Origin of the sequence: Amycolatopsis sp. NPDC052450 (genome assembly GCF_044547565.1) — a bacterium.
Classification (GTDB): domain Bacteria; phylum Actinomycetota; class Actinomycetes; order Mycobacteriales; family Pseudonocardiaceae; genus Amycolatopsis.
In genome coordinates this window covers 55076-82012 of sequence record NZ_JBIUAQ010000014.1, presented here as the reverse complement: position 1 = coordinate 82012, position 26937 = coordinate 55076, and the positions used below count along the sequence as shown (strand labels likewise).

Here is a 26937-nt window from a genome sequence, read left to right as displayed (position 1 = left end):
CTGGTGGCGGTATCGCCGACGAAGGTCGATCAGTACTGGTCAGGAGAGTTTCGTGCCGAGCATGCGCAGCACCAGCTCGCTGTACTCCTGGCCCAGCTTCTTGGGGGTCTGGCGGGCTCGTTCGCTGTACCAGCGTGAGACGTCGACGCCGAGCGAGAGCACGGCCCTGGCGGCGGTGTGCGGATCGCCGACGGTGAACACGCCCGCCCGCGCGCCTTCGGTGATGACCTCGCGCACGACCTGCTCGATGCGGCGGCGCAGCTTCGCGACGATCTCGAACTCCTCGTCCGGCAGTGCGTGCAGTTCGTACTGCACCACCCGGGCGACGGTGTGCCTGCGCGCGTGCCAGGCCACGAAGTCCTCGACCAGCAGCCGGATCCGCTCGACCGGGTCGGTTTCCCGCGCTACGACGCTCTCGACCAGCGACAGCGTCTGCTCGTGGCCGTACTTCGAGATCGCGAACAGCAGCGCGGCCTTGGATGGGAAGTGCACGTACAGCGCCGCGGGGCTCATCCCCGCCGCCGAGGCGATGTCCCGGGTGGTCGTCGCGTGATAGCCGCGCCGCGCGAAGGATTCGACCCCGGCCAGCATCAGCCGCCGTGCCGTTTCCGGCTGGACGTCGGGCCACAGTTCGGCCGACAGCGACATGGTCATCCGCAGATCCTCCCAGACGCTCGTTCCGGATGGCGGGCTTGACACCGTCTCCGGACCTTCCCATTGTAAGTGAGCGCTCGCTTAGTGATTGCGTCGCCAGTGAACACAGAGGAGATCGAAGAGTGAACTCGTTCAAGGATCGCGTCGCGATCGTCACCGGCGCCAGCCGGGGTATCGGCCTCGGGATCGCCAAGGACCTGGTCGAGCGCGGCGCGAAGGTGTGCATCACCGCGCGCAAACCGGAGCCGCTGGCCGAGGCGGTGGCCGAACTGGGCGGTGAGGCGGTCGCCATCGCCGTTCCCGGCAAGGCCGACGACACCGCGCACCAGGACGAGGCCGTCGCCAAGACCATCGAGACCTTCGGACGGCTGGACATGCTGGTGAACAACACCGGCATCAACCCCGTGTTCGGCCCCACCCTGGACATCGACCCCGAGGCCGCCGCGAAGATCTTCGCCGTCAACGTGCTCGCGCCGCTTTCGTGGACCCGCCGGGCGCGGGACGCGTGGATGGGGGAGCACGGCGGCGCGGTGGTGAACGTCGCGTCCGTCGCCGGGCTCGGCGCGTCGCCCGGGATCGGCATGTACGGCGTCAGCAAGGCCGCGCTGATCCGGCTCACCAAGGAACTCGGCTTCGAGCTCGGCCCGAAGATCCGCGTGAACGCCGTCGCACCCGCCGTGGTCAAGACCAAGTTCGCGACAGCGCTGTACGAAGGCCGCGAAGAAGAGGTCTCGGAGTCGTACCCGATGAAGCGTCTCGGCGTGCCGGCGGATATCGCGAGCGCTGTGTCGTTCCTGCTTTCGGAGGAGGCGGGCTGGATCACCGGGCAGACGGTGGTCCTCGACGGCGGCGTCACACTGGCGGGTGGCCTGTGACCGCCTCCTTCGCCGGATCGGGTGTCGTCGTCACCGGTGGGGGCGGCGGCATCGGAGCGGTCCTCGCCCGCCGGTTCGCGGCCGAGGGTGCCAGAGTCGTCGTCGGCGACCTGAACGGGGACGCCGCGGCCGAAGTCGCGAAGGAGATCGGCGGAACCGCCGTCGCCGGTGACGCCGCGAGCGAAGCGGGTGTCGCGTCGCTGATCGAGACCGCGCGCGAAACCCTGGGCGAGATCGACGTCTTCTGCGCCAACGCCGGGATCGCGCCGATGGGTGGCGTGGACGCGCCCGAGGAGGACTGGGCGCGGATCTGGGACGTCAACGTCATGGCGCACGTGCGCGCGGCACGGCTGCTGCTGCCGCCGTGGCTGGAGCGCGGCCGCGGGCACTTCATCGCGACGGTGTCGGCCGCGGGATTGCTGACCAGCCTCGGTTCGGCGTCCTACTCCGTGACCAAACACGGCGCGCTCGCCTTCGCCGAATGGCTGTCCGCGACCTACCGGCACCGTGGGCTCACCGTGCAGGCCATCTGCCCGCAGGGCGTGCGGACGGCGATGCTGGAGAACACCGGCCCCGCGGGCGAACTGCTGATGGGTGCCTCGGCGATCCAGCCGGAGCAGGTCGCGGACGCGTTGTTGGAGGCCATCGCCGAGGAGCGCTTCCTGGTGCTGCCGCATCCTGAGGTGGCGGACTACTACGCCGCGCGCGCCACGCAGACCGACCGCTGGCTCGGCGGGATGAACAAGCTGCAGCGCAAGGTGGAGCAGGTCACCGGCGAATGAGCTTCCGGGGCCGCGCACGGTTTTCGCCCTGCGCGGCCCCTTCTGTTCAGACGACTTCGTTCAGCTTCCCCGTCGCGACGTCGAACACGAAACCGCGGATGGAATCCTTCTTCGGAATGAACGGGCTGTTCTTGATCCGCGCGATCGACTGACGGACGTCCGCGTCGGGGTCGCCGAACGACTCGGCGGCCCAGGCCGGTTTGACGCCGACGTCCTCCTGAATGGATTTCTTGAAATCGTCGTCGGTGAAAGTGAGCATTCCGCAGTCGGTATGGTGAATGAGGATGATCTCCTCGGTGCCGAGCAGGCGCTGACTGATCGCGAGGGAACGGATCTCGTCCTCGGTGACGACGCCGCCCGCGTTGCGGATGACGTGCGCTTCGCCCTCCTGAAGGCCGAGAACGCCGTAGACGTTGATGCGGGCGTCCATACAGGCGAGCACGGCCACGTGCTTGGCGGGCGGCAAGGGCAGCGGTCCGGAAAAGTGCGCGGCGTAGTCGGTGTTGTTGGCGAGTAGCTCATCGGTGACCGACATGGTGTCCCCTTCCGGTTGGAGTGTGACGAGTGGACCGCTCGGATGCACCCATGCGCAACCGTGCCCATGAATTGGGATCCACCCGGCGGTTGATCTTCGCCGCGGGTTCGGCCACTGTGGGTGGGGGGTCTTGCTCGCGGTAAGGAAACACGATGGACAAGCGTTTCGTGGTCCGTGGGTTCGTGCTCGCCGCAGCCGTTGCGGGGTCGATGTTCACCGCGGGAACGGCGATGGCGAGCACCGCGGAACCGTGCGCGGCCGGGGCGTCCGGTGACGTCGCGGCGGCTTCCTGTACGCCGTATCGCAAGGTGAGTGAGGGCTGGAGCAGCAAAACCGCCTGCAACCGCGCCGGCAACGAGGGCGCGCAGGCGGGCCGCTGGACCGGCTGGAACTGCAACCAGGCGCTGCGCGGCTGGGAACTGTGGGTGCGCACCTGCACCGCGCTGGCCGCCGAGAAGGACGCGGTGACCACGCGCGAAACCGTCTGATCCGGTTCGGGTCGCCCCGGTCGCGAGGCCGGGGCGGCCTAAACCCCTTGGTACGGCGGGAAGTCGGGGGCGCGGCGCTCGTTCCAGCTGGCCAGTCCCTCGGGAAGTTCCGGATACTCGAAGGATTCGAGCATCAAGGCGGTGGCCTCGCGGGCGGAGTCTTCCAGTGAGAGCCCGGCTTCCCGCAGGACCTGTCGCTTCATGAGTGCCATGGAGCGCGGCGCGCTGTGGGTCGCGAGTTCGGTCGCGTATGCCTTCGCCCGTGCCGCGAGTTCTTCCGCGGGCACGATCTCCTGCACCAGGCCGTATTCGTGCGCCTGTTCGGCGGTGAAGGTCCGGCCGGAGAGCAGCAGGTCGAGTGCCCGGCCGCGGCCGACGAGTTCGGGCAGCAGTTTCGCCACCCCGTATTCGGCGATGAGGCCGCGCCGGGCGAAGGCGGTGGTGAACTTCGCGCCCGCGGCGGCGAACCGGACGTCGGCGGCGCAGGCGATCACGAAGCCCAGTCCGGCGCAGCCGCCGTTGATGGCCGCGACCACCGGCACATCGGCATACGCGGCGGCCAGAACGTTGCGGAAGCCTTCGTGCTCCGGCGCAGCCGCGCCGCCTGCCGAGATGCCCTCCAGCAGCCCCAAGTCCGCGCCGGGGCAGAAGGAGCGCCCGGCGCCGGTGACGACGACGGCGCGGATTCCGGGATCGGCCGACGCCTTGCCCAGCAGATCGCCGTAGCGGATCTGCATCGCCTGATCCATCGCGTTGCCGCGTTCCGGTTTGTCGAAGGTGAGCGTGGCGACGGCGCCGTCCACGGCGTACCGGACGGAATCCGAACTGTCCACTTCGGACGGTGAGAGCTGATCGGTCACGTCGACCTCCTTGCGTCATCGCCATACTAAGCGGATGCTTAGAGTCTCGTCGAGACTTTGACATGGAGGAACCTGCGTGAGCTCCTACGAAGCGAAGCCGTGGCTGGCCGCCTACGAGCCCCGGATGCGGGACGTGGAACCGACGGAACCGACCACGGTTCCCGCGTCCTTCCGGCGGACGGTCGAGCGCTTCCCGCACGTCACCGCGATCGCCTACTTCGACGGCAGGATGAGCTACCGCGAGGTCGACGAGCTTTCCGACGGCATCGCGCGTCACCTGATCGCGTCCGGTTTCGCCCCGGGCGACCGGCTCGCCCTGATCCTGCAGAACATCCCGCAGTTCGTGCTGGCACTGCTCGGTGCCTGGAAGGCGGGCGGGATCGTCGTCCCCGTCAACCCGATGTACCGGGAACGGGAACTCCGGCACGTCTTCGAAGACGCCGGAGTGCGCGCGGTCGTGTGTTCGCAGAGCGGGTGGAACAGCCGTATCGCCCCGCTCGTTCCCGGCAGCGGCGTGTCCGTCGCGCTGACCACCAGCGAACTCGACCTGCAAGGCCGCGACGATCCGCGGGTGTTCGGCAAGAGCGTGCGAGAGCCGACTCCCGGCGCCGCAGACCTGCTGGAGGTGGCGCGGGCCGCGGCGGGGGAGCCGCCCCTGGACCCCGGCCTCGGCCCGGACGACGTCGCACTGATCAGCTACACGTCGGGCACCAGCGGGACACCGAAGGGGGCGATGAACACCCACGGCAACCTCGGCGCGAACGCGGCCGTGCTCAGCGCGTTCAGCGGCCTCGACGAAGGCGTCACCCTGTTCGGCCTGGCGCCGCTGTTCCACATCACCGGCATGGTCTGCGAGATCGCCTCCGCGATCGACATCGGCGGCACACTCGCGGCGGTTGTCGCGGCAGTGGCCGTGTCCCGTTGTGAGCATGTCGCGTTGCGACCAGCCAGTGAAGCCCATCGGAGCCGTGTGCGTCCACGTTAGACGATCGAACTTGCGGTCGGTGGATGGGTGATGTCGTGTCGCGGTACTCCTTTGGAACAGGTCTTCGTTCAGCCGCATGGTCCGGTGATCCTCGACTTCCTGGCGGTGGGGAGGGTGCGGCCGTTGTTCGGTGAGTCGGCGCGTTGTCGAAGCCGGAGGATCTCTTCGTGCTGCGCGGCGAGTTGTGACAACGCGCGCTCCTTGAACTCGGTGAGCTCGATGATCCGTGCATCGCGTTCCCGGACGCGTTCACGGAGCTTGGCGTTCTCGTCTTGCAGCCTGGTGATCTGGAGTTCGCGCGGGTCTGAGACGGTGCCCGCCTCGCGGAGATCGGCCAGCCGACGCTGAAACTCCTCGGCCAGGTGCTGATAGGGCCCTGGCCGCTGGTTGCCGTGCGGGTCGGTGCGTGCGTAGAAGCCCGTTCTGGCGACGCCGACTTCTCGTGCGAGAGTCTTGAGGTCGCAACCGCCGCGGGCTGGAAGCTGCCCGAGCAGTAGGCGGTCCATCGCAGCACGGATGCTGGCCTCGTTGCGGCGGCGCTGTTCGGTGGTCAGCGGCATGATGTGCTCTCCTGCATTGCGGTCTGCCGAAACGTGGCAGAGTTCTGGGCCAGTTGGCGGCCGATGATCGGTCTCTCTGCGTCGGCCGTCCACGAGGTCGTGATCATGGAATATCGTGCCGGTCATGACCACGGATGACTGGTTGGCCGACACCCGAACCTCTTATGACACGGTCGCGGTCAGCTATGCCGACCAAGTGCGCGGCGCCCTCGCCGGACACCAGTACCTGCGCGCGGCTCTGGCGTTGTTCGCCGACAGCGTGCGGATCGCCGGCGGCGGGCCGGTCGCGGACATCGGCTGCGGCCCCGGTGAAGTCACCGCCCACCTGCATGAGCTCGGTGTCGACGCCTTCGGTGTCGACCTCTCCCCTGGGATGATCGACGTGGCCCGGCGCGACCACCCCGGCCTGCGGTTCGAGGTGGGCTCGATGACGGACCTGGACCTCCCCGTCGCTTCGGTGGCCGGCCTGCTCGCCTGGCAGTCGTTGATCCACATCCCTGACGACGAGGTGCCGACTGTGTTCGGGCACTTCCACCGAGCATTGCGTCCCGGCGGACCGCTGCAGCTCCTGTTTCACGTCGGCGACGAGTCGCAGTTGAAGACGGAGGGCTATGGCGGTCACCCGATGAAGGTCCATGTCCACCGCCGTCAGCCTGACCAGGTGGCATCCTGGCTGCGCGATGCCGGATTCGTGGTCGAGGCTCAGATGCTGCTCGACCCGGATGCGAAAGCTCAGCAAGCGATTCTTTTCGCACGCAGTAAGTCCTAACTTCTGCATATGTCGGGCTCGCCAGTCGGAACCGGAGGACGTGCGGGTGTGCTCCCAGCGGTGCTGGTGGCCTCGTCGATGCTGTCGAGCACTCGTTGGACACGGTCGTGCTCGCGCCGAAGCCGGGTCTTCTCCCCCGTGGGGACTCTGGGGTTGCCGAGGAACGCTTGGAAGGTGGCCGCCTGCTCGGCCCAGATCGGTCGGTGGCAGGCGTGGTGGGTGGCCTGCGGGCAGCGGGCCGAGTCGCACAGTCCGATCAGCGGCCGTGTCGCCTCTGTGGTCCCGGCCAGTCGCAGGCAGAGCGCTTTGGACGGGTCGCGGAACCAGCAGTAGTTGGCCGGGCCGACGTGCAGGCTTGCAGCCTGCGCGCGGAGTAGGTTCTCGATTCGCCGGTCGGTGTCCAGCACCGTCGGCTCGGCCGGTGCGCTGTCCCGCAGCGCGTTGTCGATGTGGGTGAAGGTCGCGATGAGGCCGCGGGCATCGAGTCCGGCGGGGAGCTGTCCGGCCTGGAACTGGCGGAATGCGTCGGTGGCCAGGCGGAGGTGGTGTTCTTCCTCCAGTTCCTGGACTTCGGCGTGGAAGAGGGCTTGTGATCCGCCGGGGCGATTGGCGTAGCCCTCGGTGGTGGCGGTCGACACGTGCTTGAGGTGGATCTTCGCCGCGAGCAGTCCGCCGGGACGTTGCGCGAGTTCCTGCGCCAGCGTGCGGCGCAGCATCCGCAGGTTGAGCGGGCCGGCGGGGATCGGTGTCAAGCCGAGTCGCTGCCCGGCCGGGCCGTTGATCCAGTTCCGCAGCCGTGGGTAGCTGGTGTGGAAGACCATCGCGCCGAACACGGGTTCGCCGGTGCCGCCGCCGTGGAGGCGTTCGGCGAGCGCGATCGCCTGGTCGAGGATCAGGCAGGCGGTGCGGACCGCGGTAACCCGGCTGCGGATCTCGTGGTAGGACACCGGAAGCGTCCAGGCGCGGGGCTCGCCGCCGTCCGCGCCGACCACTGGTGCCGCGTTGCGGCCCCAGGCATGCTCGACCCCCAGCACCCGGACGGCGTGTTCGAGGTGGGGCCGGATCTGCTCGACGTGGCGCAGCAGCAGCAGCTTGCCGTAGCCGAGCTGACGCCCCAGCGGGCTGAGGTTGACCGGCAGTACCGGGTCGGCCGGGCTCCAGCCGTTGGCCAGGCGCCGGTCAATCGCGGCCTGTGGCAGCCGCTGCAAGGCGTGGCCCGCCTCGATCTGGTCGGTGAGGAAGGCGGTGAGCCGGGCGATGCCGGTGTCGGTGAGCGGTCCCGGTGGCGCGCTGCCCCACTCGGGGGCCCGGCGGAACTCCTCGCGCAGCTCAACGAGGTGCGGTCCGATGGTGTCGACCAGGTAGAGGTTGCGCGACCGACGAACCGGGGGTCACCCCCGGCGTCGAACGTGTGCTGCGCGCGGTCGCGAAGGCGCACCGGGAGACCGGCGCACCGATCATGACCCACACCCACGCGCCGACCCGCCGCAGCCTCGAACAGCAGGCCGTCTTCGAGACCGAAGGTGTCGACTTGAGCCGGGTCCTCATCGGGCACAGCGGCGACAGCACCGACCTCGATTACCTCACCGGGCTCGCCGACAAGGGATCGCTGCTGGGAATGGACCGCTTCGGGCTCGACCCGTTGCTGCCGTTCGAAGATCGTGTCGCCACGGTCGCGGCGATGTGCGAACGCGGTTACGCCGGGAGCATGGTGCTCTCCCGCGACGCCTCCTGTTTCATCGACTGGTTCGAGCAGGACAAGATCGCCGCGATGGCGCCCAACTGGCATTTCCTCCACATCACCCGTGACGTGCTGCCCGCCTTGCGGGAGCGGGGAGTCTCCGAAAGGGACATAACGACGATGCTCGTCGACAATCCGCGGCGGTTCTTCGAGCACGGCGGCGCGTATTGAGACCTTTGTTCTGGTGTCTGGAGCGATTCGGGCCGGAGCCGAAATCGGTAGGGAAGGAGGCCCTCACCGACTGGTGAGCGGTTCCTGGTCTGGTGATCGACGTTGCGAAAGCCACTTTCCCAACGTTGAGGGTTGCGAAAGTGGCTTTCGCAACGCGTTGCTGGAGCGGTGGCTCAGTCGGCGTCGGCACGCACGAGACCTGGCCCATGCGGTGCTGGCACGCTGGGAAAAGGTGTGAAGGGCGAGTTTCCTCGGCTCAGCCGAGGGAAGGGGGCCTTCACGCGCCGCTGGTGGCGCTGCGAGGGAAGGAGTAGGGGTCCGTTCCCGGTGCCTCGACAAACCGACCGGTATGCTCAGTGTCCGCACGAGAAGGAGCCGGCCATGACACGAGCGACCACCCGGAAGGCCGAGGCGGGCGGCGAGGACCAGGCCGCCGTGCCGCGCCGACTGCTGTCGCACGCCACGAAGCTCTTCGCCAAGAAGGGGTTCGACCGGACCTCCGTGCAGGAGATCGTCGAGGCGGCCGGGGTCACCAAGGGGGCGATGTACCACTACTTCGGCTCCAAGGACGACCTCCTTTACGAGATCTACGCCCGCGTGCTGCGCGCGCAGACCGAGCAACTGGAAAAGGTGGCCTCGAGTGAGGCACCACTGCGGGAGCGGCTGCGTTCTGCGGGCTCCGACGTCGTCGTCAGCACGATCGACAACCTCGACGACAACACGATCTTCATGCAGTCCATGCACCAGCTCAGCGTGGAGAAGCAGAAGGCGGTCCGCGCGGAACGCCGCAAGTACCACGAGCGGTTCCGCACGCTGATCGAGGAGGGCCAGGAGTCCGGCGAATTCCGCGCGGACAAACCGGCCGACGTGATCGTCGACTTCTTCTTCGGCTCGGTGCACCACCTCGGATCGTGGTACCGGCGTGGCGGCGCGCTCTCGGCCCGCCAGATCGGTGACCATTTCGCGGATCTCCTGCTGGCCGCGCTGCGACCGGAGTAGCGCTCAGCCCGGCGGCGCGGACACGAGCCGTTCGGCGAACCATTCGCCGCGGCGTTCGAGCACCGTTCCCACCTCCCATCCGGAGGTGAAGGCGAGCAACCCTGTCGCCACGTCGTCAGCGGCTTCGGGTGGCCAGCCCTGGACGGCCAGGCTCGACCGTATCGCTTCGGCGTAGTCGGAATAGGTGAAGCCGGGCAGCTCCGCGACGAGTGCCGTCGTCGTCCCGAGATGCGAGTTCAGCCCGTCGAAGGACCGGCCGCAGCCGCATTCGGAATCCGCCGAGTCTTCGCCGTCGCCGCAGCACGGGGCGATCCAGATCAGCTCGCCCTCGACGCAGTGGTCGAAGTCGTTCTCCCGCGCGCCCTGGGTCTTCGAGGTGGCCACGAGCAGCTTCATGATGACTCCCTGTTCGCTCTGATGTTCGAACAGGGTTTTACCGGCGGGGTCCGACACTTTCCGGGCGGACCCCGCCGGGGGAGATCAGGCGGGCAGGTCGATCAGCGGCGCGAGGGCCGCGCGATGCCGCCCAGGAGTGCCCAAAGCGATCTCGTCGCTCTTCGCGCGCTTCAGGTACAGGTGCGCGGGGTGCTCCCAGGTCATGCCGATCCCGCCGTGCAGCTGGATCGCCTCTTCGGCGGCGTGCACGGCGATGGGGGAGTTGCGGGCCTGCGCCACCGCGACGGCGATCGCGATGTCGTCACCGGAAGCCAGGCAGTCGGCGGCGTACCGCGCGGTCGCCTTGGCGTTGACCAGATCCGTGTACAGATTCGCCAGCCGGTGCTTCAGGGACTGGAACGAACCGACCTGACGGCCGAACTGGTAGCGCTCCTTGAGGTAGCGCACCGTTTCGGTCAAGGCCCATTCGGCGATCCCGAGTTGTTCCGAGGCGAGCAGCCCCGCCGCCGTCACGAGCGCGGTGTCCAAAGCGGACACCGCGGCCGAGGAGGCGGCGACGCGCTTCGCGGTCACGTTCTCGAAGGTGACGTCGGCGATGCGCCGGGTGAGGTCCAGGGAAATGGCCTCGGTGATCGTCACTCCCGCCGACGCCACGTCGACCGTGTACAGGCCGGGACCGTCGGGCCCCACCGCCGGAACGACGATCAGTTCGGCCACCGGAGCGTCGGCGACGCTCCGGACCTGACCGCTGAGCGTGCCGTCGGCGGCCGCGGTGACCGTCGAGGGGAACTCGGCACCGGGCGCTGTCGACAGCGGAACGGCGAGCGCGCCGATGAGCGTGCCCGCGGCCAGTTTCCCGAGCGGCTCCGCCACTTCCGACTGTGACGTGTCGGTCGCCAGCAGGGCCGACGTCGCCAGGACGGCACTGCCGAGATAGGGGACGGGGGCGACGCTGCGCCCGAGTTCCTCCATCACGACGGCGACTTCCCGCGCCGAAGCGCCGTGCCCGCCCAGTGCCTCCGGGACGGCGAGGCCCGCCGCGCCGAGGTCGGCGGCGAGCGTACGCCACAACTTCAGGTCGTACGGTTCCGCCGACTCGGTCCTGGCGATCAGGGCCGCCGGTTCAGCGCGGTCTTTGAACAGGTCGCGGACGCTGGCGCGAAGGTCCTCTTCGACCTCGGAATACAGCAGGTCGCTCATCGGGGCAGGTCCTTCCAGGCGACGTCCTTGTCGATCCGCGGCTCGGAGGGCAGCCCCAGCACGCGCTCGGCGATGATGTTGCGCAGGACCTCCGAGGTGCCGCCCTCGATGGAGTTCCCCTTCGCGCGCAGATAGCGGTAGCCGGCTTCGCGGCCGAGGAAGTTCACGCCGTCGGGACGCCGCATCGTCCAGTCGTCGTAGCGCAGGCCTTCGTCGCCGAGCAGTTCGATCTCCAGCCCGGACGCGGCCTGGTTCAGTTCCGAGAACGCGACCTTGACCGCGGAACCCTCCGGCCCCGGCGCCCCCGCGGCGAGTTGCTGCCGCAGCCGCGAACTCACCAGGCGCAGACTCTCGCCCTCCACCCACAGCTTCAGCAGCCTGTCGTGCAGTTCGGAGGTGCGCAGTTCCGGGCGTTCCCGCCAGGTTTCCGTGACGACGCCGACCATACCGCCGTCACGCGGGAACTCGGTCCCGCCGATCGCGACCCGTTCGTTCATCAGCGTGGTCTGCGCGACCTTCCAGCCCTCGCCCACCGCGCCGAGGCGGTGCGCGTCGGGAATGCGGACCTCGCTGAGGAAGACCTCGTTGAACTCGGCCTCGCCGGTGATCTGGCGCAGCGGCCGGACCTCCACGCCCGGCGCGGTCATGTCGCACAGGAAATACGTCATGCCACGATGCTTCGGCACGTCGGGATCGGTGCGGGTGACCAGGATGGCCCACTGCGACTTGTGCGCGCCCGACGTCCAGACCTTCTGGCCGGTGACCACCCAGTCGTCGCCGTCGCGGACCGCGCGGGTGCCCAGCGCGGCGAGGTCGGAGCCGGCGCCCGGCTCGCTGAACAGCTGGCACCACACCTCGCGTTCGGTCCACAGTGGACGAAGGAAGCGCTGATGCTGTTCCGGGGTGCCGAAGGCGAGAATGGTCGGCGCGGCCATGCCGAGGCCGATCCCGATCCGCCGTTTGTCGTTGTCCGGGGCGCCCGCCGCGGCGAGTTCCTTGTCCACAAGGGACTGGAGAGAACGCGGTGCGTTCAACCCGCCGAGTCCCTCGGGGAAGTGGATCCACGCCAGCCCGGCGTCGAACCGCGCGTCGAGGAAGTCTTGCCGGGGCGTGCTTTCCGGCGGATACGCGGCCAGCAGATCGGCCACCCGCTTCTTGAGATCATCCACAGTGGTCACTTCGAAGCCTCCCCGCGGTACTTCTTCAGTTCACGGTGCGCCAGCGAGCGCTTGTGCACCTCGTCCGGGCCGTCGGCGAGCCGCAGCGTCCGCACCTGTGCCCACATCTCGGCGACCGGGAAGTCCTGGCTGACCCCGCCCGCGCCGAACAGCTGGACGGCCTTGTCGAGGATCCACTCGACGGTGATCGGCGTGGAGATCTTGATCGCCTGGATCTCGGTGTGCGCGCCCTGGTTGCCGACGGTGTCCATCAGCCACGCGGTCTTGAGCACCAGCAGCCGCTGCTGCTCGATCTTGACTCGCGCCTCGGCGATCCAGTCCTGCACCACGCCCTGTTCGGCGATCGGCTTGCCGAAGGTCTCGCGCGAAAGCGCCCGGCGGCACATCAGTTCCAGTGCTCGCTCGGCCATGCCGATGGCGCGCATACAGTGGTGGATCCGGCCGGGACCGAGGCGGGCCTGCGCGATGGCGAACCCGTCGCCCTCACCGGCGATGAGGTTCTCCGCCGGCACGCGGGCGTCTTCGAAGACCACTTCGGCGTGCCCGCCGTGATCGCCGTCGGTGTAGCCGAACACGTGCATACCGCGTTTCACGGTCATGCCGGGGGTGTCGCGGGGGACCAGGATCATGCTCTGCTGCTTGTGCGGCGGGCCGTCCGGATCGGTCTTGCCCATCACGATGAAGATCTTGCAGTTCGGGTTCATCGCGCCGGAGATGTACCATTTGCGGCCGTTGATGACGTACTCGTCGCCGTCACGCCGGATGCTGGTGGCGATGTTACGCGCGTCGGAGGAGGCGACGTCGGGCTCGGTCATCGCGAACGCGGACCGGATCTCGCCGTCCAGCAACGGTTCGAGCCACTGCTTCTTCTGCTGCTCGGTGCCGAACATGGTGAGGACTTCCATGTTCCCGGTGTCCGGCGCCGCGCAGTTCAGCGCGGTCGGCGCGAGGCGGAGGCTGCGGCCGGTTATCTCGGCCAGCGGCGCGTACTGGAGGTTCGTCAGCCCCGCGCCGTGGTCACCGGGGAGGAAGAAGTTCCACAGTCCGCGCTTGCGCGCCTCGGCCTTGAGTTCTTCGACGACCGGCGGCTGCGACCATTCGCTGTCGCGCTCGGCCAGCTGCTGTTCGAAGACGGCCTCGGCCGGGTAGATGTGCGAATCCATGAACTCGAGGAGCTTTCCCCGCAGTTCCTCGGTTTTCGCGTCGAAGGCGAAGTCCATCTCTATCCCTCTTCCTTGAGAGTCTCGTTGCCGTGCGCGATCAGGGGGACGACGCCCGCGCCGATGCCGTCGAATCCGGCGCCGACGGTCTGGCCCTTGCTGTAGCGGAGGTGGATGCCTTCCAGGATCACCGCGAGTTTGAAGAACGCGAAGCCCACGTACCAGTTGAGCCGCGAGACGTCGCGGCCCGAACGTTCGGCGTAGCGCGCGATGACCTCGTCGTTGCGCGGGTAGCCCGGCGCGGAACTGGCGTTCGACACGAACTGCAAGGACACCTTGTCGCGTTCGGCGTAGGCCACCAGCAGCGCGAGGTCGGTCAGCGGGTCGCCGAGGGTGGACATCTCCCAGTCCAGCACCGCGGTGATCCGGTCGTCGTCGTTCACCAGCACGTTGTCCAGCCGGTAGTCCCCGTGGACGATCGACGGCTTGCCCGAAACCGGCACCGAACCCGCCAGCCGATCGTGCAGTTCGTCGACGCCGGGGAGATCGCGGCTGCGGTTGCCGTCCAGCTGCTTCTTCCAGCGCCGCAACTGGCGTTCGAGGAAACCTTCCGGGCGGCCGAAATCGCCGAGCCCCACCGACTCCGGATCGACGGCGTGCAACTCGACGAGGGTGTCGACCAGTTCGTCCGCGATCGCCTTCGTCCTGGCGGGGCCCAGCGCGGCCAGTTCGGTGTCGGAGCGGAAAGGCGTGCCCTCCACGAACTCCATCACGTAGAACCGCGCGCCGATGACGTCGGTGTCCTCGCACAGCAGCACGGTTTCCGGCACCGGGACGGCCGTGCCGTGCAGACCGGAGATCACCCGGAACTCGCGGCCCATGTCGTGTGCGGTCGGCAGGACGTGGCCCAGCGGCGGGCGGCGGACCACCCAGCGGGACCGGCCGTCGCTCACGATGTAGGTGAGGTTGGATCGGCCTCCCGCCACGACCTGGCCGCTCAAGTCGCCCTGGACGAGCCCGGGCCGGTGCTCGTCCAGGTGGGCCTTGAGCATGGCCAGGTCGAGGCCCGGCAGGTCGGACTGGTTCATGGTGCCTCCAGCATCTCGCTTTCCGGTGACAGTACCGACCAGTCGGTATGTCGGGTAGGGGTGGCCCGGCGAGGTGCCGGAGGTCACCTTCTCAGGCGATCAGCCGGACGACCATCTCCGCGACGCACGCCGGTTTGGGCTCGCCGTCGATCTCGATCGTCCACCGGACGACGGCCTGCTTGCCACCGGAGACGTCGGTGACCTCGACCAGTTCGGCACCCGCCCGGATCTTCGCGCCCACCTTCACCGGCTGGGGGAACCGGACCTTGTTCAGCCCGTAGTTGATGCCCATCTTGAGCCCGTTGACCCGGTAGAGCTTCCCGACGAAACCCGAAATGAGCGAAAGCGTCAGGAAACCGTGGGCGATCGGGCCGCCGAACGGCCCTTCGGCCGCCTTCTCGACGTCGACGTGGATCCACTGGTGGTCGTCGGTGGCGTCGGCGAACAGGTTCACCCGGTCCTGGGTGAGCGTCAGCCAGTCGCTGTAGCCGAAGTGCTCACCGACGGCGTTCTCGAACTCCTGCAGTGAGGCGAATTCGCGCATGGCTCAGTCCTTCGGTCCGCCGGCGACGTAGATGACCTGGCCGGAGATGAATCCCGCGCCGTCGCTCACCAGGAACGACGCGAGGTTGGCGATGTCGTCGGGGGTGCCGACGCGCTGCACCGGGATCTGCGAGGCGGCCGCCGCCTTGAAGTCCTCGAAGGACATGCCGATCCGCTCGGCGGTCGCCGCGGTCATGTCGGTGGCGATGAAACCGGGGGCGATGGCGTTCGCGGTGACGTTGAACTTGCCCAGTTCGATCGCGAGGGTCTTCGTGAAGCCCTGCATGCCCGCCTTGGCCGCGGAGTAGTTGACCTGACCCCGGTTGCCCAGCGCCGAGGTGCTGGACAGGTTGACGATGCGGCCCCACTTCTCCTGCGTCTGGTACTTCTGCACCTCGCGGGTCATCAGGAACGAGCCCTTCAGGTGCACGCCCAGCACCGAGTCCCAGTCCTGTTCGGTCATCTTGAAGAGCAGGTTGTCGCGGGTGATGCCGGCGTTGTTGATCAGCACGGTCGGCGCGCCGAGCTCCTCGGCCACCTGGGTCACCGCGGCTTCGACCTGTGCGGCGTCGTTGACGTCCAGCGCGACACCGACGGCCTTGCCGCCCTCGGCGACGATCGCTTCGGCCCCCTGCTTGACACCCGCCTCGTCGAGGTCCAGCAGGCCGACGGCGAACCCGTCGGAAGCGAGCCGCTTGGCCACGGCGGCGCCGATGCCGCGGCCGGCGCCGGTGACGATCGCTACACGGGAGGGGTGTTCGGTCACGGGTGACTCCTCGTCGTCGAGTGGAAGTGACGTCGAGTCTGCCGTACTGAGCGGTCGGTTTGTAGAGATGCCGGGCCAGGAGTTCCGCTGTGATCGTAATCACGGCGGGTGGCATCGTGCCCGAGCGGATACTTCCGGCGACCTGACCGTCCCGACCTCCAGCGCCTCCCGGGCTGGTCCGTCACTCGATCCGTGAAGGCCTCCTTGAGGGACTCTGGGTCCCTCAAGGAGGCCTTCACGGACTTGGCGCAGGCGGCGATTCGGGTTAGAACCCGAAACGCCACTCACGACCCACTGAAGGTCAGCTCGCCCGCCTGCCGAGAACCTCCGTGATCAGCTTCGGCAGTTCGCCGCCGTGCCACGAACTGGGCGAGAACCGCTCCTGCGCGATTCCGTCCCAAGGTTCGCCGTCGTCCAGCGAAATGCCTTTCTCGCGGGGGACGAGGGTCCCGATCTCCTGCGCCGTGACGCCTTCCCCGGCAAGGGTCTTCTTGGCGAGGGCGACATCCTGGGGCCGCACGGCGACCACGAGCGTCCAGTCGCCCCAGGCCTGCGCGAGTTCGAACCGGCCGAGTCCCGACTGCTCGCAGACGTCGGCGGGCGCGTCGTCCAGCTGGACGTCCGTCGTGATGCGCGCGCCGAGACCGTTGGCACCGCAAAGGGTCCGCACGGTCGGGAAGAGGCCGTCGGAGACGTCCATCGCGGCGCGTGCCAGTCCGGCCGTGGCGAGCGCCCTTCCGGCGGCCACCTGTGCCATCGGGCGGCAGGCGCGTTCGCGGATGTCCGCGACGAGAAACCCGGGAAGCCGTGCCTGCTTTTCGACGAGCAACGCGTACGCCCACAGATAGCCGGGTGAACCGACCAGCAGCAGGCGGTCACCGGCTTCGGCGCCTGCGCGCCCGAGCCGTCCGCCAGGGACGCACCGGCCGATCGCCGTCGCGGTGAGCTGCCGGACCGGACCGTCCCGGAGATCGCCGCCGACGACCTTGGTCCCGTGGGCCTCGGTGCAGTCGTCGACGCCGTCGAGAAGCCGCCGGAACTCGCCCGCGGTGGTCGTCTTCGGCAGGGTGTAGTTGACGACCAGGCCGATGGGGGTGGCGCCCGCCGCCGCCAGATCGGACAGGTTGATCGTCGCCAGCAGCCAGCCGGCGTGATACGGATCCGTTTCCCCGAGGATGGTGACCAGCGGCGTGGGGCAGCTGTCGGTGGTGGCGACCAGTTCGCCGCGAAGCCCTTCCGGGGCGTCGAGGACGGCGCAGTCGTCACCGAATCCGTGGACACCGCCGTAGCGCGGCCGCAGGAGGTGCTCGAGGATCGCGTGCTCGCCGAGGTCCCCGAGGCGGACGTCGTCGCCGACCGGCGAGATTTCAGTTACGCCCGACATGATCCGCCAATCGGGACGGGGCCACGTTGTGGTCGCTGGAATAGTTGTTCGGCATCGTGCCGTAGGGCTGCTCGCTGCCGGTGGAGGCGAACAGCATCAGGTTGCAGATCCGCGTTCCGGGGTGCAGGAGCACCGGATGCCGCAGGTGATTCACGATCTCCAGAGTCAACACTGCCCCTGTCTCACTGCCGAAACCGGGGCTGACCTGACCGCACAGGACGACGCTGATGCCGAGCCGCGCGTAGTCGCTCGTGCCGTCGACGAGACCGGCGAGTTTCTCGGAAAGACCGATCTTCTCCAGCGTCGGCGCGAGAACGACTTCGCCGGGTTCGACCGGCAGCCTGCCTTCGGCGTCGAGTTCCTTCGGGCGGAGGTCCGGATACGTGCTCCGGTCGGCGATGTCGACGGTGCCGGTCGATTCCAGCGCGAACGCCTCGTGGCCGAGCCGCAGGCTGATCGCGGCGGGGCGGACGAGACCGGGCTCGAACGGGGTGATCGTCAGTTCCCCGTTGCGGTGCGCGCGTTTGATGGCCCGGTCGGTCAGGATTCCGCGGCGCGGGGCGGGCCAGGTCAACGGCAAGACGCCACCGCTTTCGCGACGGCGCCGACCAGGACCCGGAAATCGGTCTCGGTCAGTTCGCCGTTGGGCTGGTCGTCGGTCTGGCCGGGCTCGCAGTACACGACGGTGGTGCCGGTGCGATGCGGCCCCTGGATCACCACCGTGGCGGTCAATCCCGCCGCGATCGGGCGGACGGTGTGCACGATGGCGGTGTCGCACGAGTAGACGTCGCCGCGCCGGACCCGCGGGGTCTTCTCCACTTCGAGCCGGGCTCCGCCGTCCGCGCGCAAGGCGGCCGGATTCGCCGGATCGGCGCCGTAGCGGTAGCGGTCGTACGCCATCCCGCCTTCGGTCGTTTCGCGGAATTCGACCATGTGCAGCCCTTCGCCCGCGACGATCGTCGAGGCGAATTCCCACCGGTGGCTGTGCGGATTGGATTCGCCGCGGGACGGTTCCGCGGATTCCGGCCAGACGTGGAGCCGGATCCGGAAATCGGCGGAGGCGTGGAGCACCATTTTGGCGAATCCGTTGGGATGCCAGTAGGAACGCTTCGCCGCGGTGCGGACGGCTTCTTCGTCACCGAGGATTTCTTCGAGCCACGAAAGGAAGCTTTCCGGAGCGTCCTGGACCCGGTGCGCGACCGTGCGCAGCCAGGCCAGGTCCGCGTCGCCGTGACGGGGTCGCGTGCCGGCGACCTCATCGAGGAAGGCGTGCGCGTCTGCCGGAACGGCGGTGAGGGTCGATGGCGGGGTGTCGGTCATGTAGTCGTTCCTGGAGGGCTGAGCGGGGGCGCCGCGGCGGCGAATGCGGCCGCGCGGAGCGCGGTGACTGCGTCCAAGGTCTGCCAGATGGGTAGGTCGCCGCTTCCCCAAGCCCAGAGCCCTTGGTCGGCGTCGTAGCGCTCCCAAAGGGTTCCGAGCGCCCGGTTGAGCCGGGGGAGTGGCAGGAAGGGGGCGGTGGCGAGCGCTTGGACGACCCAGGCTGCGGTGAAGTGCCGGATGATGATCCGGGTCGTTCCTTCCCCGTCGGGGCGAGGCCTTTCGAGATCCTCGGCCACGCCATCGTCCGAATGAGACCGGTCGATGAGCCATTGTGTGGCTTCGTCGGCCGCCTCACGGACGTCGTTGCGATCTTCACGGCTGCACAGGACGTCCCGCAGAGCGACGACCGACCGCGCGGTGTGCACCACCGACGCCTCCGGGGCGACGAGCCCGGCCTCGTTCTTCTCGGGCCACAGGCGTGCGCCGTCGAAGTCGAGCCGGGCCGCCAGGAGGGCGTCGATCAGCCGGTCGGTCAGCGGGGCGTCCGGTCGCAGCCGGACCGCCGTGTGCAGCACGGCGGACAACAGGTACGGGCGGGTCCGGCTGTACGGGTCGAGCGACCCCTCGAGCTGGTCCAGCCCTTCGTCGGCGGACATCGTGCTCGTGCGGAACAGCGCGTCCACCACCGACGCGGTGGTCTCCGGCCGCTTGCCGCCCGCGCGGCCGCGCCAGCCGTGTTCGGATTGCAGCCGGTAGAGATCTTCGGCGAGCGTATGTAGGTCGATGTAGGGATCGCCTACCACCAGCATCGTGTTGATCCCGTACGCGGTGCTGAGGGCCTTCGGCCCGGTGTTCTTCTGCAGGTTGTGCCGCCAGCCCAGCGGCTTGCCGTCGTCGTCGCGGATCAGCCGCTCGGCGAGCTTCGCGCCGACGGTGTGGAAGACCTGCAGCAGGGAACGCGAGGTGTCGACGACGCCGGCGTCGCCGGGGACGGCTGGGGTGTGTTCGTGGGGTGAACGGGCCGTCTCCACCAGGGTGAACAGTGTGTTCGCAGCGCGGAAATGGTCGTCGAGCTGGCGGGCGTTGTGCGCCGACGGCAGGTATTTGCCGGTCTCCCACTGGGTCAGGTTCGCCCTGGTGACGCCGATGATCCTGGCGGTCTCCGCCTGCGTTTCCCCCGCGGCCTTGCGCAGCCGCCGCAGCTCTCGTCCGACACCCGACGCGGTAACGGTTTCCGCATCGGGGCTTACCGGCTCGCCTCCGGCCGATGTAGGCTTCATGTAGGCACTAGACACGGGCTTACCTACCTTCGGTAGGCATGTAGGGGCGGTGACTGAACGTGCACACAACGGCGAGAGTACAGCAAGCTGATCGGACCGTGCTGGCGCGTCGGTCAACGTCTTGTCACGAGTTGCGGAAACCGTGAAAGGGCCTGTTCTGCCTGGTCTTGGGGTACGTGAACGCACCTGACGGCCAGGGCCGGTACCACCCGGGCGCGACCGGAGAACGGATGCTGACAGCCATCTGAATGTGACGCTGCGCATCCGAACCCGTTCGTGTCGCCTGTGGACCACACGAATGCCGGAGTAGGCGTCGAGTGGGCCGACCCGAGTTCGCGCTTGGCTGCATCGGGGGTGAACCTCATGTCCCACCACGAGAACCACACGGCAGCGCCCCGGTCCTGGTTCGATCGGCTTCTCGAACGTTTCCACGAATGGCTCTTCGCGACCGGCGAAGACGCTCGCGCGGCCGCTCGCGGCTGGCAGGTCTCCCGGGTGCCGGACAGCAGGCGCCGCGTCTACCGCGATCCCCGTTGGGACACCGTCCACGCGTGCGAACCCTGCGGGGGCACGGGGTGGTGGCCCTACGAGGACGCCGTTTGCCCGGACTGCGCCGGTGCCGGTGTCGTCCGCTCCATTCCCGCGGCGGCCGTGGCCGCCGAGCAAACCGCCGGACGGACAGGAGGAAGGTCATGAGCCGTTGGCAGGAACCCCAGGCGATCGCCGAGCTGGCCAGGGAAATCACGGTGGTCAGGAGGCCGAACCCGCTCACCGCCCTCTATCACTGGCGTTACGAGATCGGCGTGCTCCTCGTCCTCCCGTACGCGGTGTTCACCCTTTTCCAGGCGGTCGGCCCGATCTGGGGCGCGGTCGTGCTGTTCGGCGTCGCGAACTGGCTGTTCTACTGGCGCTCGGCGCGGCGATTCGTCCGTGACCGGCTCCGCTCGGTCGTCGTGCAGCACCGGCTGCGGACCGGCTTCGCCCGTGCCCGGGTGTGCACCCTCGACGGCAAGCTGCCGGTGATCCTGTGGACGAAACCGCGCGGTGACGAAGTCGAGGTCACGGTGTTCTGCCCGGCAGGAGTCGGCTACGAGCGCATCGAGCAGCGACGGGCTCTGCTCGCGGCGGCGTGCTTCGCCTCCGACGTCCACGTGTACCGCCATCACAAACGCGCCAACGTGGTGCACCTTTCGGTCTGCACCGCGCGCTTGCGCAAGGATGCCGAAGACACCGCGGAGGACGAGGTCACGCCCGGCCTGCCGCCCGCGCGACGATATGCCGGGCAGCCGGACGGTGCCGCCATTCCCCTGCCGGGGACCTTCGCAGGAATTCCTCGCGCAGTTCGGCGATGAACTCTTCACCGCGCATGCTCGCCAGCGGCCGCATCGGCCCGGAGCGGGTGTGCGCGGTGAAGAACGCGTCCGCGCCGGGATGGACCATCGGGAACGACAACGGCTCGTCCAGTTCGAGTACGGCGCCCTTCAAAGCGGGTAGGAGCCGTTCTTCCCAGGAACGGTCGCCTGCCGGGACGCGTTCCCGGAGGACGTCCGACAGCACGGTGAACGGCCCTCCCGGTTCGGTGCTATGCGGCCAGTAGACGACCGAAAGCACTCCGCCGGGGCGAAGCGCGCCGGTCCAGGATCGGAGCGCGGCGTCGGGTTCGGGCAGTTGCTGGAGCCCGAAGACCGAGACGACCGCGGCGGCGGAGGCCGGTTCGAGCTCCGAGGCATCGCCCTCGACAACGCGTACGAGTGAATTGCCCGTGGCCCGCGTCCGCGCTCGGGCGGCCATGCCCGCGGACAGATCGATGCCGACGATCTCGCGGCCGGGCAGCTGTCCGATGAGCGCGTCGAGTTCCGGAAAGGTTCCGCAGCAGGGGACCAGAACGGGGCCGCCGGGCAGTTCCGCGGGAAGGGCCCGCACCGCGGCGTCGACCCACGGCGCGAACCGGGGAACGTAGTAGGCCTCGTAGCCGTCGGCGGCTTCGTCCCAGCCGCGGGCGACGCGGGCGAGGTGTTCGGCGGTCATCGTGGTGTCTCCGTCGGGTCTTCGAGCGCGGCCAGGCTTCGCCGCAGGTGCTCGCGTTCGGGTTCTGTCGGGGCGAGCCCGATCGCTTCGCGGTAGGCCGTGGCCGCCGCGTCGTGGCGGCCCAGCCGCTGCAGCAGACCGGCGCGGGCGGTGGCGAAGGGAGGGTAGCCGCGAAGCAGCGGTTCGCCGGTCAATTCGTCGAGCAGCGCGAGTCCCGCGGCCGGGCCGTCGCGAAGGGCGACGGCCACGGCGCGGTTGAGCGCGACGACAGGGGACGGTGCCAACGTCATCAGGACGTCGTAGAGCGCCACGATCTGCGGCCAGTCGGTGGTTTCGACGTCGGCCGCCTCGTCGTGCAGGGCCGCGATCGCCGCCTGCACCCCGTACGGTCCTGGCGGGCCACCGGTCAGTGAGGTGACCACCAGGTCACGGCCCTCTTCGATCAGGTCCCGGTTCCACCGGCTCCGGTCCTGGTCCGCCAGGAGGACCGGTTCGCCGTCCGGCCCGGTCCGGGCGTCCCGCCGGGCGTGGACGAGCAGCATCAGCGCGAGCAGCCCCGCCACCTCCTGGTCGGCGGGCATCAGCCCGCGCAGGATGCGGCCGAGCCGGATCGCCTCCTCGGCGAGGTCGGCCCGTTGGAGACTCGCTCCCGAACTGGCCGCGTACCCCTCGGTGAAGATCGAGTACACCGCCTGCAGCACACCCGGCAGCCGCTCCGGTAGTTCGTCCGCGCCGGGAACACGGAACGGGATGCGGGCCTCGCTGATCTTCTTCTTCGCCCGCACGATCCGTTTCGCCATCGTCGGCACCGGGACGAGGAAGGCCCGCGCTACCTCCGGCGTGGTCAGCCCGGCGAGAAAGCGCAGGGTCAGCGCACCCCGGTCCTCGACGGGCAGGGCGGGATGGGCGCAGGTGAAGAACAGCCTCAGCCGCTCGTCCGGCAGGCTGTCGCCGTCGTCCGCCGCGGGAGCGGGACCGGCCCGCTCCGCCTCCACCTGCAGGATCGCGAGTTTGGCGGCGTAGGCCTGATCCCGGCGCAACCGGTCGACCGCCTTGCGGCGCGCGGTGGTCATCAGCCACGCACCCGGCCGCGGCGGGACACCGTCCACCGGCCAGCGCTCCAGCGCCGCTTCGATCGCCTCGGACGTGACCTCTTCGGCCAGGTCCAGATCGCCGAAGCGGCGCACGAGCGCGGCCAGGAGCCTTCCCCGTTCTTCGCGGAACACCGCCTCCACCGACGCCATCCCGGGCCCCCGCTCGTCCATGGTCAGACGCTGAAGTCGGCGACCGGGCGGATCACGACGGATCCGTCCCGCGCGCCGGGGCACCGGGTCGCCCAGTCCAGCGCGGTGTCGAGGTCCGGCACGTCGATGACGTAGAAGCCGCCGAGCACTTCGCGGGTCTCGGCGTACGGCCCGTCGGTGACCGTCCGCTTGCCGTCGCGATCGACCTTCACCGTCGTCGCGGTGACGAGGTCGGCCAGCGACTCCCCGGCGGACCAGATCCCGGCGTCCCTGACCTCTTTGTCGTAGACCGTCCACTCCTCGAAGGTGCACTGGGGCTCGGTGTCGGTCGAGGCTTGGATCAGCAGCATGTACTTCACGATGGTGCTCCCGTTCTGGGTTTCCGCGCGGCCTGCTTGCCGCACGACACCACTACGAGCGGGAGACCGTCAAATGGACACGACGCCGGGAAAACCTTTCAGGACGCGGTCTCCAGTGCTTCGGCCTGCTCGGTCACCGGTGCGGTGACCACGCGGGCGGGAATGAGCAGCGACGCCAGCGCGATCAGCCCGGTCAGCGCCATCGCGCGTTCGACCAGCCCCAGCGGGATCGCCCGCCACCACGGCTCGCCGCCGTTCATCGAGACCACGATCGCCCCGAGGATCACCCCGAACCAGGCCAGCGCGGCCACCGCGAGCACCCGCGTCACCGCACGCCGCGCGGGTGAGGAGGCGAAGACGGCTTTCGCGGCGAACCACACGGCCAGCGGAAGGGCGACGAAGGCCACCACGCTCGCGATCCGGTGCACCGTCCCGCCGGTGCTCGGCCCGATCGCCCAGTTGTTCTTGGGGAACGCCACGATCACCACCAGGCTCACCGTCCAGAGCGCGCAGAACACCGAGGCCGCGGACAGCGCGGGAAGGTGCTTACGGCGGATCAGCGCGCCGAAGCCGATCGCCGAGCCGAGCGCGACCAGCAGGACCGCGACGTCGAAGATCCACTTGTGCTCGCTCAGCGCGTATTCGCTGATGGTCCGGCGGATCGGGCTGATGTCGCTGGTGGCGGGGAGGACCTGCAGCAGCAGGATCAGCAGCGCTCCGCCGGCGACCGAGACCACGGCGGCCAGCAGTGCCAGCGGTGACCGGGCGGTGACCTGGGGCGTCGTCATGGGTGAACGGTAACCACCCAACCTGAAGGTTTTCTTAGCCTTTCCTGTCGAAATCGACAGGGAAGTCGCCTTTACGGCACGTGTGCGAGTGATCGTTCCGGCACGGTCGGTGAGATCGTTGGGCCGAAAGGGGTGCAGGCGACTTGTGGCGGGTCCCTCGGACGGGGTCCCGGGTCTAGGGTCTCGCTACCGGTGACCTCACCCGGTCACCGGACTGTCCAAGGAGGTCAGTCTGTGGGGTATTCACCAAACCGGCGAAGAGCGGGATGGACGGCGGCGACCCTGGTGCTCGCCGGCACCTTCGTGGCACTTCCGTCGGCCACGACGGCAGGGGCCGCGGACAACGTGGTGCGGACCAATCAGGCCGTGCCGCGTTCCTGTTTCGCCGCGCTGCAGAAGCCGGGTGCCTCCGGCACCGATCGGCGCGAGTTCACGTCCACAGTAGACGGTCTGCTGCAGGCGCGGATCGCGCCTCGTGGCGGCGGTGATGGCGACTGGGACCTCGCGGTCTTCGACAAGGCGACCGGCGCCGTGGTCGCCGCGTCGGCTGCGTTGCGCAGCCACGAGCTCGCCGAAGGTTTCGTGAAGAAGGACCAGAAGCTGGTCGTGCAGACCTGCCGGTACGCCGGGCAGACCCGCGACGCGCTGCTGGGCGTCGACTTCCTCGCCCTCACGCCGACCGGGGCCGCGCCCGCGCCGCAGCGCGCCGAACTGGTCCGGGTCGAGACGCCTGCCAAGCAGGACAAGGACAAGCTCCTCCGGCTCGGGCTGGACGTCACCGAGAAGGCCGACGCCACCGGTGTCGAGGTCGTCCTCGCCAACGACACCGACCGCAAGACGCTGGCCGACAACGGCTTCAAGTCGAAGGTGATCGAGCCGGATCTTTCGGGCAAGTCGATCCGGAACGCCAAGGCCGACAGCGAGTACGACGCCAAGACCCAGGCATCGACGTTGCCGTCCGGGCGCACGAGCTACCGGCATCTCTACGACTACCAGTTCGAGGTCAAGGAACTGGCCCGCAAGAACCCCAAGCTCGTCACGGCGTTCACGCTGCCGCAGCCGACCTGGGAAGGCCGCGACGTCGTCGCCCTCGAGATCGCGACCGACGTCAAGAACATCGCCGACGGCAAACCCGTCAACTTCACCATGGGCGTGCACCACGCCCGGGAGTGGCCCGCCGGCGAACACGCCATGGAATGGGCCCACGAACTGGTCAAGGGCTACACCGGCACCAACGCCGAACTCCGCGGCCTGGTCGGCCGGACCCGCAACATCATCGTGCCGATCGTCAACCCCGACGGCTTCGAAATCTCCCGTGAGGCCGAGCCCAAGGGCGACTTCTCGCGTTTCGACTACGAGATGAAGCGCAAGAACTGCAACGTCAACGACTCGCCCAAGGAGTTCGCGACCGGCGTCTGCAAGGCCAACCCCGCCGGCCGTGAACGCGGCACCGACCCGAACCGCAACTACGCGGGCTTCTGGGGCGGCGCCGGCGCGTCGACCCTGTGGCGCAGCGACACCTTCCGCGGCGCGGGTCCGTTCTCCGAGCCCGAGACACAGAACATCCGCTCGATCGTGTCCAACCGCCAGGTGACCAACCTGATCACGCTGCACACCTACTCCAACCTGGTGCTGCGTGTCCCGGGTGTCGCCGCCGTCCGCCCGCCGCTCGACGAGCCGGCGTATAAGGCGCTCGGTGACAAGATGGCCTCGCGCAACGGATACACCAGCCAGCCGTCGTGGGCGCTCTACGACACGACCGGTTCGACCGAGGACTGGTCGTACTGGGCCACCGGTGGCTGGGGCTTCACATTCGAAGTCGGCCCCAACGAGTTCCACCCGCCGTTCGCCGACGGTGTCGTCGCCGAATACACCGGTGTCGCCCCCGCCGCGGGCGCGGGCAAGGGCGGTAACCGGCAGGCCTTCGTGGACATGCTGGCCAACACCGCGGACCCGGCGGCTCATTCGACGCTGATCGGTACCGCGCCGAAGGGCTACCAGCTGAAGCTGCACAAGACCTTCCAGACGCCGACCTCGCCGGTGGTACAGCCGGACGGCTCGACGAAGCCGCCGATCTACGTGACCGACAACCTGAACTCGTCGCTGGCCTCGACCGGTGGCCGGTTCGCGTGGTCGGTCAACCCGTCGACCCGGCCCTACGTCGCGGGCCGCTACGGCCGCGAGCCGCAGGGTCCGGCGCAGCCCGCTATCCAGGTGGCCAACCCGGCCGGGGTGCCGGCGATCAACACGAACTACCCGAACGACCCGACGTCGGAGAGCTTCAAGTTCCGCGTCGACGGGCTCCCCAAGGTGGACAACGGGAAGTTCAGTGTCGACGTCAAGTGGGCCAGCCAGGACTCCGACTGGGATCTGTACGTCTTCGACGCGGCGGGCAACATGGTCTCGTCGTCGGCGAACGGTTCGACCACGGAAGAGCACGCGATCCTGTACGACCCGCCCGCCGGGGAGTACACGGCCGTGCTGGTCAACTACGCGCAGGCCAATCCGTCCACTGTGGACGACTGGACCGGCGGTGTGTCGTTCCAGTCGCCGATCCCGCCGACCTACGGCCCCAAGGAGGCGTACCAGCTGACCTGTACGTCGCCGAAGGGCAAGCTCGTCGGCTTGGCGGACGTCTACATCGACCGCGGCCAGACGGTCGACGTCGGTGAGGTCTGCACCCGTTCCGCGCGGGCCAAGAAGGAGCGCGGCTAGCCGAAAGACTCGTGAGTGGCAAGGACGGTCAGGGCCAAGGGTGTCTTAGGTACCTACGTGGTTGAGGCC

The 26937-nt window shown here is 68.7% G+C and carries 29 protein-coding genes and 1 pseudogene; 10 read left to right on the top strand and 20 right to left on the bottom strand.

The window, feature by feature from the left end:
* Nucleotides 1-39: 39 nt before the first annotated feature.
* The gene (locus tag ACIHAO_RS23520) at nt 40-654 is read right to left on the bottom strand and encodes a TetR/AcrR family transcriptional regulator (RefSeq protein WP_396561082.1); all 615 of its coding nucleotides are present in this window, start codon (nt 652-654) and stop codon (nt 40-42) included.
* A gap of 122 nt (nt 655-776) precedes the next feature.
* On the opposite strand from ACIHAO_RS23520, the gene ACIHAO_RS23515 reads away from it, so the two are divergent.
* Together ACIHAO_RS23515 and ACIHAO_RS23510 are read left to right on the top strand one after the other, a co-directional pair.
* On the top strand, nt 777-1529 hold the full coding sequence (locus ACIHAO_RS23515) for an SDR family oxidoreductase (RefSeq protein ID WP_396561080.1): 753 nt from the start codon (nt 777-779) through the stop codon (nt 1527-1529).
* On the top strand, nt 1526-2311 hold the full coding sequence (locus tag ACIHAO_RS23510) for an SDR family oxidoreductase (protein WP_396561078.1): 786 nt from the start codon (nt 1526-1528) through the stop codon (nt 2309-2311). The genes ACIHAO_RS23515 and ACIHAO_RS23510 overlap by 4 nt, the downstream gene beginning before the upstream one ends.
* Nucleotides 2312-2357: 46 nt before the next feature.
* Here the strand turns inward: ACIHAO_RS23510 and ACIHAO_RS23505 are convergent, their stop codons facing one another.
* Nucleotides 2358-2846: a beta-class carbonic anhydrase gene (locus ACIHAO_RS23505; RefSeq protein ID WP_396561076.1), complete on the bottom strand. Its 489-nt coding sequence runs from the start codon at nt 2844-2846 to the stop codon at nt 2358-2360.
* Nucleotides 2847-2998: 152 nt separating this feature from the next.
* On the opposite strand from ACIHAO_RS23505, the gene ACIHAO_RS23500 reads away from it, so the two are divergent.
* On the top strand, nt 2999-3334 hold the full coding sequence (locus tag ACIHAO_RS23500; protein WP_396561074.1) for a hypothetical protein: 336 nt from the start codon (nt 2999-3001) through the stop codon (nt 3332-3334).
* A 38-nt stretch (nt 3335-3372) separates the two neighbouring features.
* On the opposite strand, the gene ACIHAO_RS23495 is transcribed toward ACIHAO_RS23500, so the two are convergent.
* Entirely contained in the window at nt 3373-4194 is an 822-nt protein-coding gene (locus tag ACIHAO_RS23495; RefSeq protein WP_396561072.1) for an enoyl-CoA hydratase-related protein, read from the bottom strand.
* A 76-nt stretch (nt 4195-4270) separates the two neighbouring features.
* On the opposite strand from ACIHAO_RS23495, the gene ACIHAO_RS23490 reads away from it, so the two are divergent.
* The gene (locus ACIHAO_RS23490; RefSeq protein WP_396561070.1) at nt 4271-5179 is read left to right on the top strand and encodes an AMP-binding protein; all 909 of its coding nucleotides are present in this window, start codon (nt 4271-4273) and stop codon (nt 5177-5179) included.
* A 68-nt stretch (nt 5180-5247) separates the two neighbouring features.
* On the opposite strand, the gene ACIHAO_RS23485 is transcribed toward ACIHAO_RS23490, so the two are convergent.
* Nucleotides 5248-5739 carry a hypothetical protein gene (locus tag ACIHAO_RS23485; RefSeq protein ID WP_396561068.1) on the bottom strand — a complete coding sequence of 164 codons (492 nt, stop codon included), beginning with the start codon at nt 5737-5739 and terminating at the stop codon, nt 5248-5250.
* Nucleotides 5740-5863: 124 nt separating this feature from the next.
* Here ACIHAO_RS23485 and ACIHAO_RS23480 point away from each other — a divergent pair, with 124 nt between their 5' ends.
* Complete coding sequence (locus tag ACIHAO_RS23480; RefSeq protein ID WP_396561066.1) at nt 5864-6508, top strand: class I SAM-dependent DNA methyltransferase; 645 nt, start codon at nt 5864-5866, stop codon at nt 6506-6508.
* Here ACIHAO_RS23480 and ACIHAO_RS23475 read toward each other — a convergent pair.
* Nucleotides 6505-7716 carry a hypothetical protein gene (locus tag ACIHAO_RS23475; protein ID WP_396561064.1) on the bottom strand — a complete coding sequence of 404 codons (1212 nt, stop codon included), beginning with the start codon at nt 7714-7716 and terminating at the stop codon, nt 6505-6507. The genes ACIHAO_RS23480 and ACIHAO_RS23475 overlap by 4 nt on opposite strands.
* Before the next feature lie 161 nt (nt 7717-7877).
* Here ACIHAO_RS23475 and ACIHAO_RS23470 point away from each other — a divergent pair.
* Together ACIHAO_RS23470 and ACIHAO_RS23465 are read left to right on the top strand one after the other, a co-directional pair.
* A pseudogene (locus tag ACIHAO_RS23470) lies at nt 7878-8420 on the top strand (phosphotriesterase-related protein); the annotation flags it as partial.
* Between the two features lie 381 nt (nt 8421-8801).
* On the top strand, nt 8802-9419 hold the full coding sequence (locus ACIHAO_RS23465) for a TetR/AcrR family transcriptional regulator (RefSeq protein WP_396561062.1): 618 nt from the start codon (nt 8802-8804) through the stop codon (nt 9417-9419).
* Nucleotides 9420-9422: 3 nt separating this feature from the next.
* On the opposite strand, the gene ACIHAO_RS23460 is transcribed toward ACIHAO_RS23465, so the two are convergent.
* The 11 genes from ACIHAO_RS23460 to ACIHAO_RS23410 all read right to left on the bottom strand — a co-directional run bounded on the left by ACIHAO_RS23460 (nt 9423) and on the right by ACIHAO_RS23410 (nt 19734).
* Nucleotides 9423-9815, bottom strand: a complete 393-nt coding sequence (locus tag ACIHAO_RS23460; RefSeq protein WP_396561060.1) for a hypothetical protein — start codon at nt 9813-9815, stop codon at nt 9423-9425.
* Between the two features lie 84 nt (nt 9816-9899).
* Entirely contained in the window at nt 9900-11015 is a 1116-nt protein-coding gene (locus tag ACIHAO_RS23455) for an acyl-CoA dehydrogenase family protein (RefSeq protein WP_396561058.1), read from the bottom strand.
* Nucleotides 11012-12193: an acyl-CoA dehydrogenase family protein gene (locus ACIHAO_RS23450; RefSeq protein ID WP_396561056.1), complete on the bottom strand. Its 1182-nt coding sequence runs from the start codon at nt 12191-12193 to the stop codon at nt 11012-11014. Before ACIHAO_RS23450 ends, ACIHAO_RS23455 begins: the two co-directional genes overlap by 4 nt.
* Nucleotides 12190-13413: an acyl-CoA dehydrogenase family protein gene (locus ACIHAO_RS23445; protein WP_396561054.1), complete on the bottom strand. Its 1224-nt coding sequence runs from the start codon at nt 13411-13413 to the stop codon at nt 12190-12192. Before ACIHAO_RS23445 ends, ACIHAO_RS23450 begins: the two co-directional genes overlap by 4 nt.
* Before the next feature lie 2 nt (nt 13414-13415).
* Nucleotides 13416-14441 (bottom strand): phosphotransferase family protein, encoded by a 1026-nt coding sequence (locus tag ACIHAO_RS23440; protein ID WP_396561052.1) that lies wholly within the window; start codon nt 14439-14441, stop codon nt 13416-13418.
* A 91-nt stretch (nt 14442-14532) separates the two neighbouring features.
* Nucleotides 14533-14985 carry a MaoC family dehydratase gene (locus tag ACIHAO_RS23435; protein WP_125783888.1) on the bottom strand — a complete coding sequence of 151 codons (453 nt, stop codon included), beginning with the start codon at nt 14983-14985 and terminating at the stop codon, nt 14533-14535.
* Between the two features lie 3 nt (nt 14986-14988).
* Complete coding sequence (gene fabG, locus ACIHAO_RS23430) at nt 14989-15750, bottom strand: 3-oxoacyl-ACP reductase FabG (protein ID WP_396561049.1); 762 nt, start codon at nt 15748-15750, stop codon at nt 14989-14991.
* A 301-nt stretch (nt 15751-16051) separates the two neighbouring features.
* Nucleotides 16052-17134, bottom strand: a complete 1083-nt coding sequence (locus ACIHAO_RS23425) for a thiamine-monophosphate kinase (protein ID WP_396561047.1) — start codon at nt 17132-17134, stop codon at nt 16052-16054.
* Nucleotides 17118-17714 carry a dCTP deaminase gene (gene dcd, locus ACIHAO_RS23420; RefSeq protein ID WP_396561045.1) on the bottom strand — a complete coding sequence of 199 codons (597 nt, stop codon included), beginning with the start codon at nt 17712-17714 and terminating at the stop codon, nt 17118-17120. The genes ACIHAO_RS23425 and dcd overlap by 17 nt, the downstream gene beginning before the upstream one ends.
* On the bottom strand, nt 17705-18454 hold the full coding sequence (locus tag ACIHAO_RS23415) for a hypothetical protein (protein ID WP_396561043.1): 750 nt from the start codon (nt 18452-18454) through the stop codon (nt 17705-17707). The genes dcd and ACIHAO_RS23415 overlap by 10 nt, the downstream gene beginning before the upstream one ends.
* The gene (locus ACIHAO_RS23410) at nt 18451-19734 is read right to left on the bottom strand and encodes a helix-turn-helix transcriptional regulator (RefSeq protein ID WP_396561041.1); all 1284 of its coding nucleotides are present in this window, start codon (nt 19732-19734) and stop codon (nt 18451-18453) included. Before ACIHAO_RS23410 ends, ACIHAO_RS23415 begins: the two co-directional genes overlap by 4 nt.
* 363 nt (nt 19735-20097) lie before the next feature.
* Between ACIHAO_RS23410 and ACIHAO_RS23405 the strand changes: the two genes are divergently transcribed.
* Both ACIHAO_RS23405 and ACIHAO_RS23400 read left to right on the top strand, forming a co-directional pair.
* Nucleotides 20098-20430, top strand: a complete 333-nt coding sequence (locus tag ACIHAO_RS23405; protein WP_396561039.1) for a hypothetical protein — start codon at nt 20098-20100, stop codon at nt 20428-20430.
* Nucleotides 20427-21086 (top strand): hypothetical protein, encoded by a 660-nt coding sequence (locus ACIHAO_RS23400; RefSeq protein WP_396561037.1) that lies wholly within the window; start codon nt 20427-20429, stop codon nt 21084-21086. Before ACIHAO_RS23405 ends, ACIHAO_RS23400 begins: the two co-directional genes overlap by 4 nt.
* On the opposite strand, the gene ACIHAO_RS23395 is transcribed toward ACIHAO_RS23400, so the two are convergent.
* The 4 genes from ACIHAO_RS23395 to ACIHAO_RS23380 form a co-directional block, all read right to left on the bottom strand.
* Nucleotides 20980-21762, bottom strand: a complete 783-nt coding sequence (locus ACIHAO_RS23395; RefSeq protein WP_396561035.1) for a class I SAM-dependent methyltransferase — start codon at nt 21760-21762, stop codon at nt 20980-20982. The two genes, ACIHAO_RS23400 and ACIHAO_RS23395, sit on opposite strands and share 107 nt — an antisense overlap.
* Nucleotides 21759-23027: an RNA polymerase sigma factor gene (locus ACIHAO_RS23390; protein WP_396561033.1), complete on the bottom strand. Its 1269-nt coding sequence runs from the start codon at nt 23025-23027 to the stop codon at nt 21759-21761. Before ACIHAO_RS23390 ends, ACIHAO_RS23395 begins: the two co-directional genes overlap by 4 nt.
* 2 nt (nt 23028-23029) lie before the next feature.
* Nucleotides 23030-23365, bottom strand: a complete 336-nt coding sequence (locus ACIHAO_RS23385) for a YciI family protein (protein WP_396561265.1) — start codon at nt 23363-23365, stop codon at nt 23030-23032.
* Between the two features lie 98 nt (nt 23366-23463).
* Nucleotides 23464-24153, bottom strand: coding sequence for a DUF998 domain-containing protein (locus ACIHAO_RS23380; RefSeq protein ID WP_125793901.1), 690 nt, complete (start codon nt 24151-24153; stop codon nt 23464-23466).
* Nucleotides 24154-24387: 234 nt separating this feature from the next.
* Here ACIHAO_RS23380 and ACIHAO_RS23375 point away from each other — a divergent pair, with 234 nt between their 5' ends.
* On the top strand, nt 24388-26868 hold the full coding sequence (locus ACIHAO_RS23375; protein ID WP_396561030.1) for a M14 family zinc carboxypeptidase: 2481 nt from the start codon (nt 24388-24390) through the stop codon (nt 26866-26868).
* Nucleotides 26869-26937 lie beyond the last annotated feature (69 nt).

Coding starts and splice junctions, on each gene's coding strand:
- ACIHAO_RS23520 (WP_396561082.1), bottom strand. CDS start 654: ATGACCATGTCGCTGTCGGCCGAACTGTGGCCCGACGTCCAGCCGGAA.
- ACIHAO_RS23505 (WP_396561076.1), bottom strand. CDS start 2,846: ATGTCGGTCACCGATGAGCTACTCGCCAACAACACCGACTACGCCGCG.
- ACIHAO_RS23500 (WP_396561074.1), top strand. CDS start 2,999: ATGGACAAGCGTTTCGTGGTCCGTGGGTTCGTGCTCGCCGCAGCCGTT.
- ACIHAO_RS23485 (WP_396561068.1), bottom strand. CDS start 5,739: ATGCCGCTGACCACCGAACAGCGCCGCCGCAACGAGGCCAGCATCCGT.
- ACIHAO_RS23480 (WP_396561066.1), top strand. CDS start 5,864: ATGACCACGGATGACTGGTTGGCCGACACCCGAACCTCTTATGACACG.
- ACIHAO_RS23465 (WP_396561062.1), top strand. CDS start 8,802: ATGACACGAGCGACCACCCGGAAGGCCGAGGCGGGCGGCGAGGACCAG.
- ACIHAO_RS23460 (WP_396561060.1), bottom strand. CDS start 9,815: ATGAAGCTGCTCGTGGCCACCTCGAAGACCCAGGGCGCGCGGGAGAAC.
- ACIHAO_RS23455 (WP_396561058.1), bottom strand. CDS start 11,015: ATGAGCGACCTGCTGTATTCCGAGGTCGAAGAGGACCTTCGCGCCAGC.
- ACIHAO_RS23445 (WP_396561054.1), bottom strand. CDS start 13,413: ATGGACTTCGCCTTCGACGCGAAAACCGAGGAACTGCGGGGAAAGCTC.
- ACIHAO_RS23440 (WP_396561052.1), bottom strand. CDS start 14,441: ATGAACCAGTCCGACCTGCCGGGCCTCGACCTGGCCATGCTCAAGGCC.
- ACIHAO_RS23435 (WP_125783888.1), bottom strand. CDS start 14,985: ATGCGCGAATTCGCCTCACTGCAGGAGTTCGAGAACGCCGTCGGTGAG.
- ACIHAO_RS23425 (WP_396561047.1), bottom strand. CDS start 17,134: ATGTCGGGCGTAACTGAAATCTCGCCGGTCGGCGACGACGTCCGCCTC.
- ACIHAO_RS23415 (WP_396561043.1), bottom strand. CDS start 18,454: ATGACCGACACCCCGCCATCGACCCTCACCGCCGTTCCGGCAGACGCG.
- ACIHAO_RS23410 (WP_396561041.1), bottom strand. CDS start 19,734: ATGAAGCCTACATCGGCCGGAGGCGAGCCGGTAAGCCCCGATGCGGAA.
- ACIHAO_RS23405 (WP_396561039.1), top strand. CDS start 20,098: ATGTCCCACCACGAGAACCACACGGCAGCGCCCCGGTCCTGGTTCGAT.
- ACIHAO_RS23400 (WP_396561037.1), top strand. CDS start 20,427: ATGAGCCGTTGGCAGGAACCCCAGGCGATCGCCGAGCTGGCCAGGGAA.
- ACIHAO_RS23395 (WP_396561035.1), bottom strand. CDS start 21,762: ATGACCGCCGAACACCTCGCCCGCGTCGCCCGCGGCTGGGACGAAGCC.
- ACIHAO_RS23390 (WP_396561033.1), bottom strand. CDS start 23,027: ATGGACGAGCGGGGGCCCGGGATGGCGTCGGTGGAGGCGGTGTTCCGC.
- ACIHAO_RS23380 (WP_125793901.1), bottom strand. CDS start 24,153: ATGACGACGCCCCAGGTCACCGCCCGGTCACCGCTGGCACTGCTGGCC.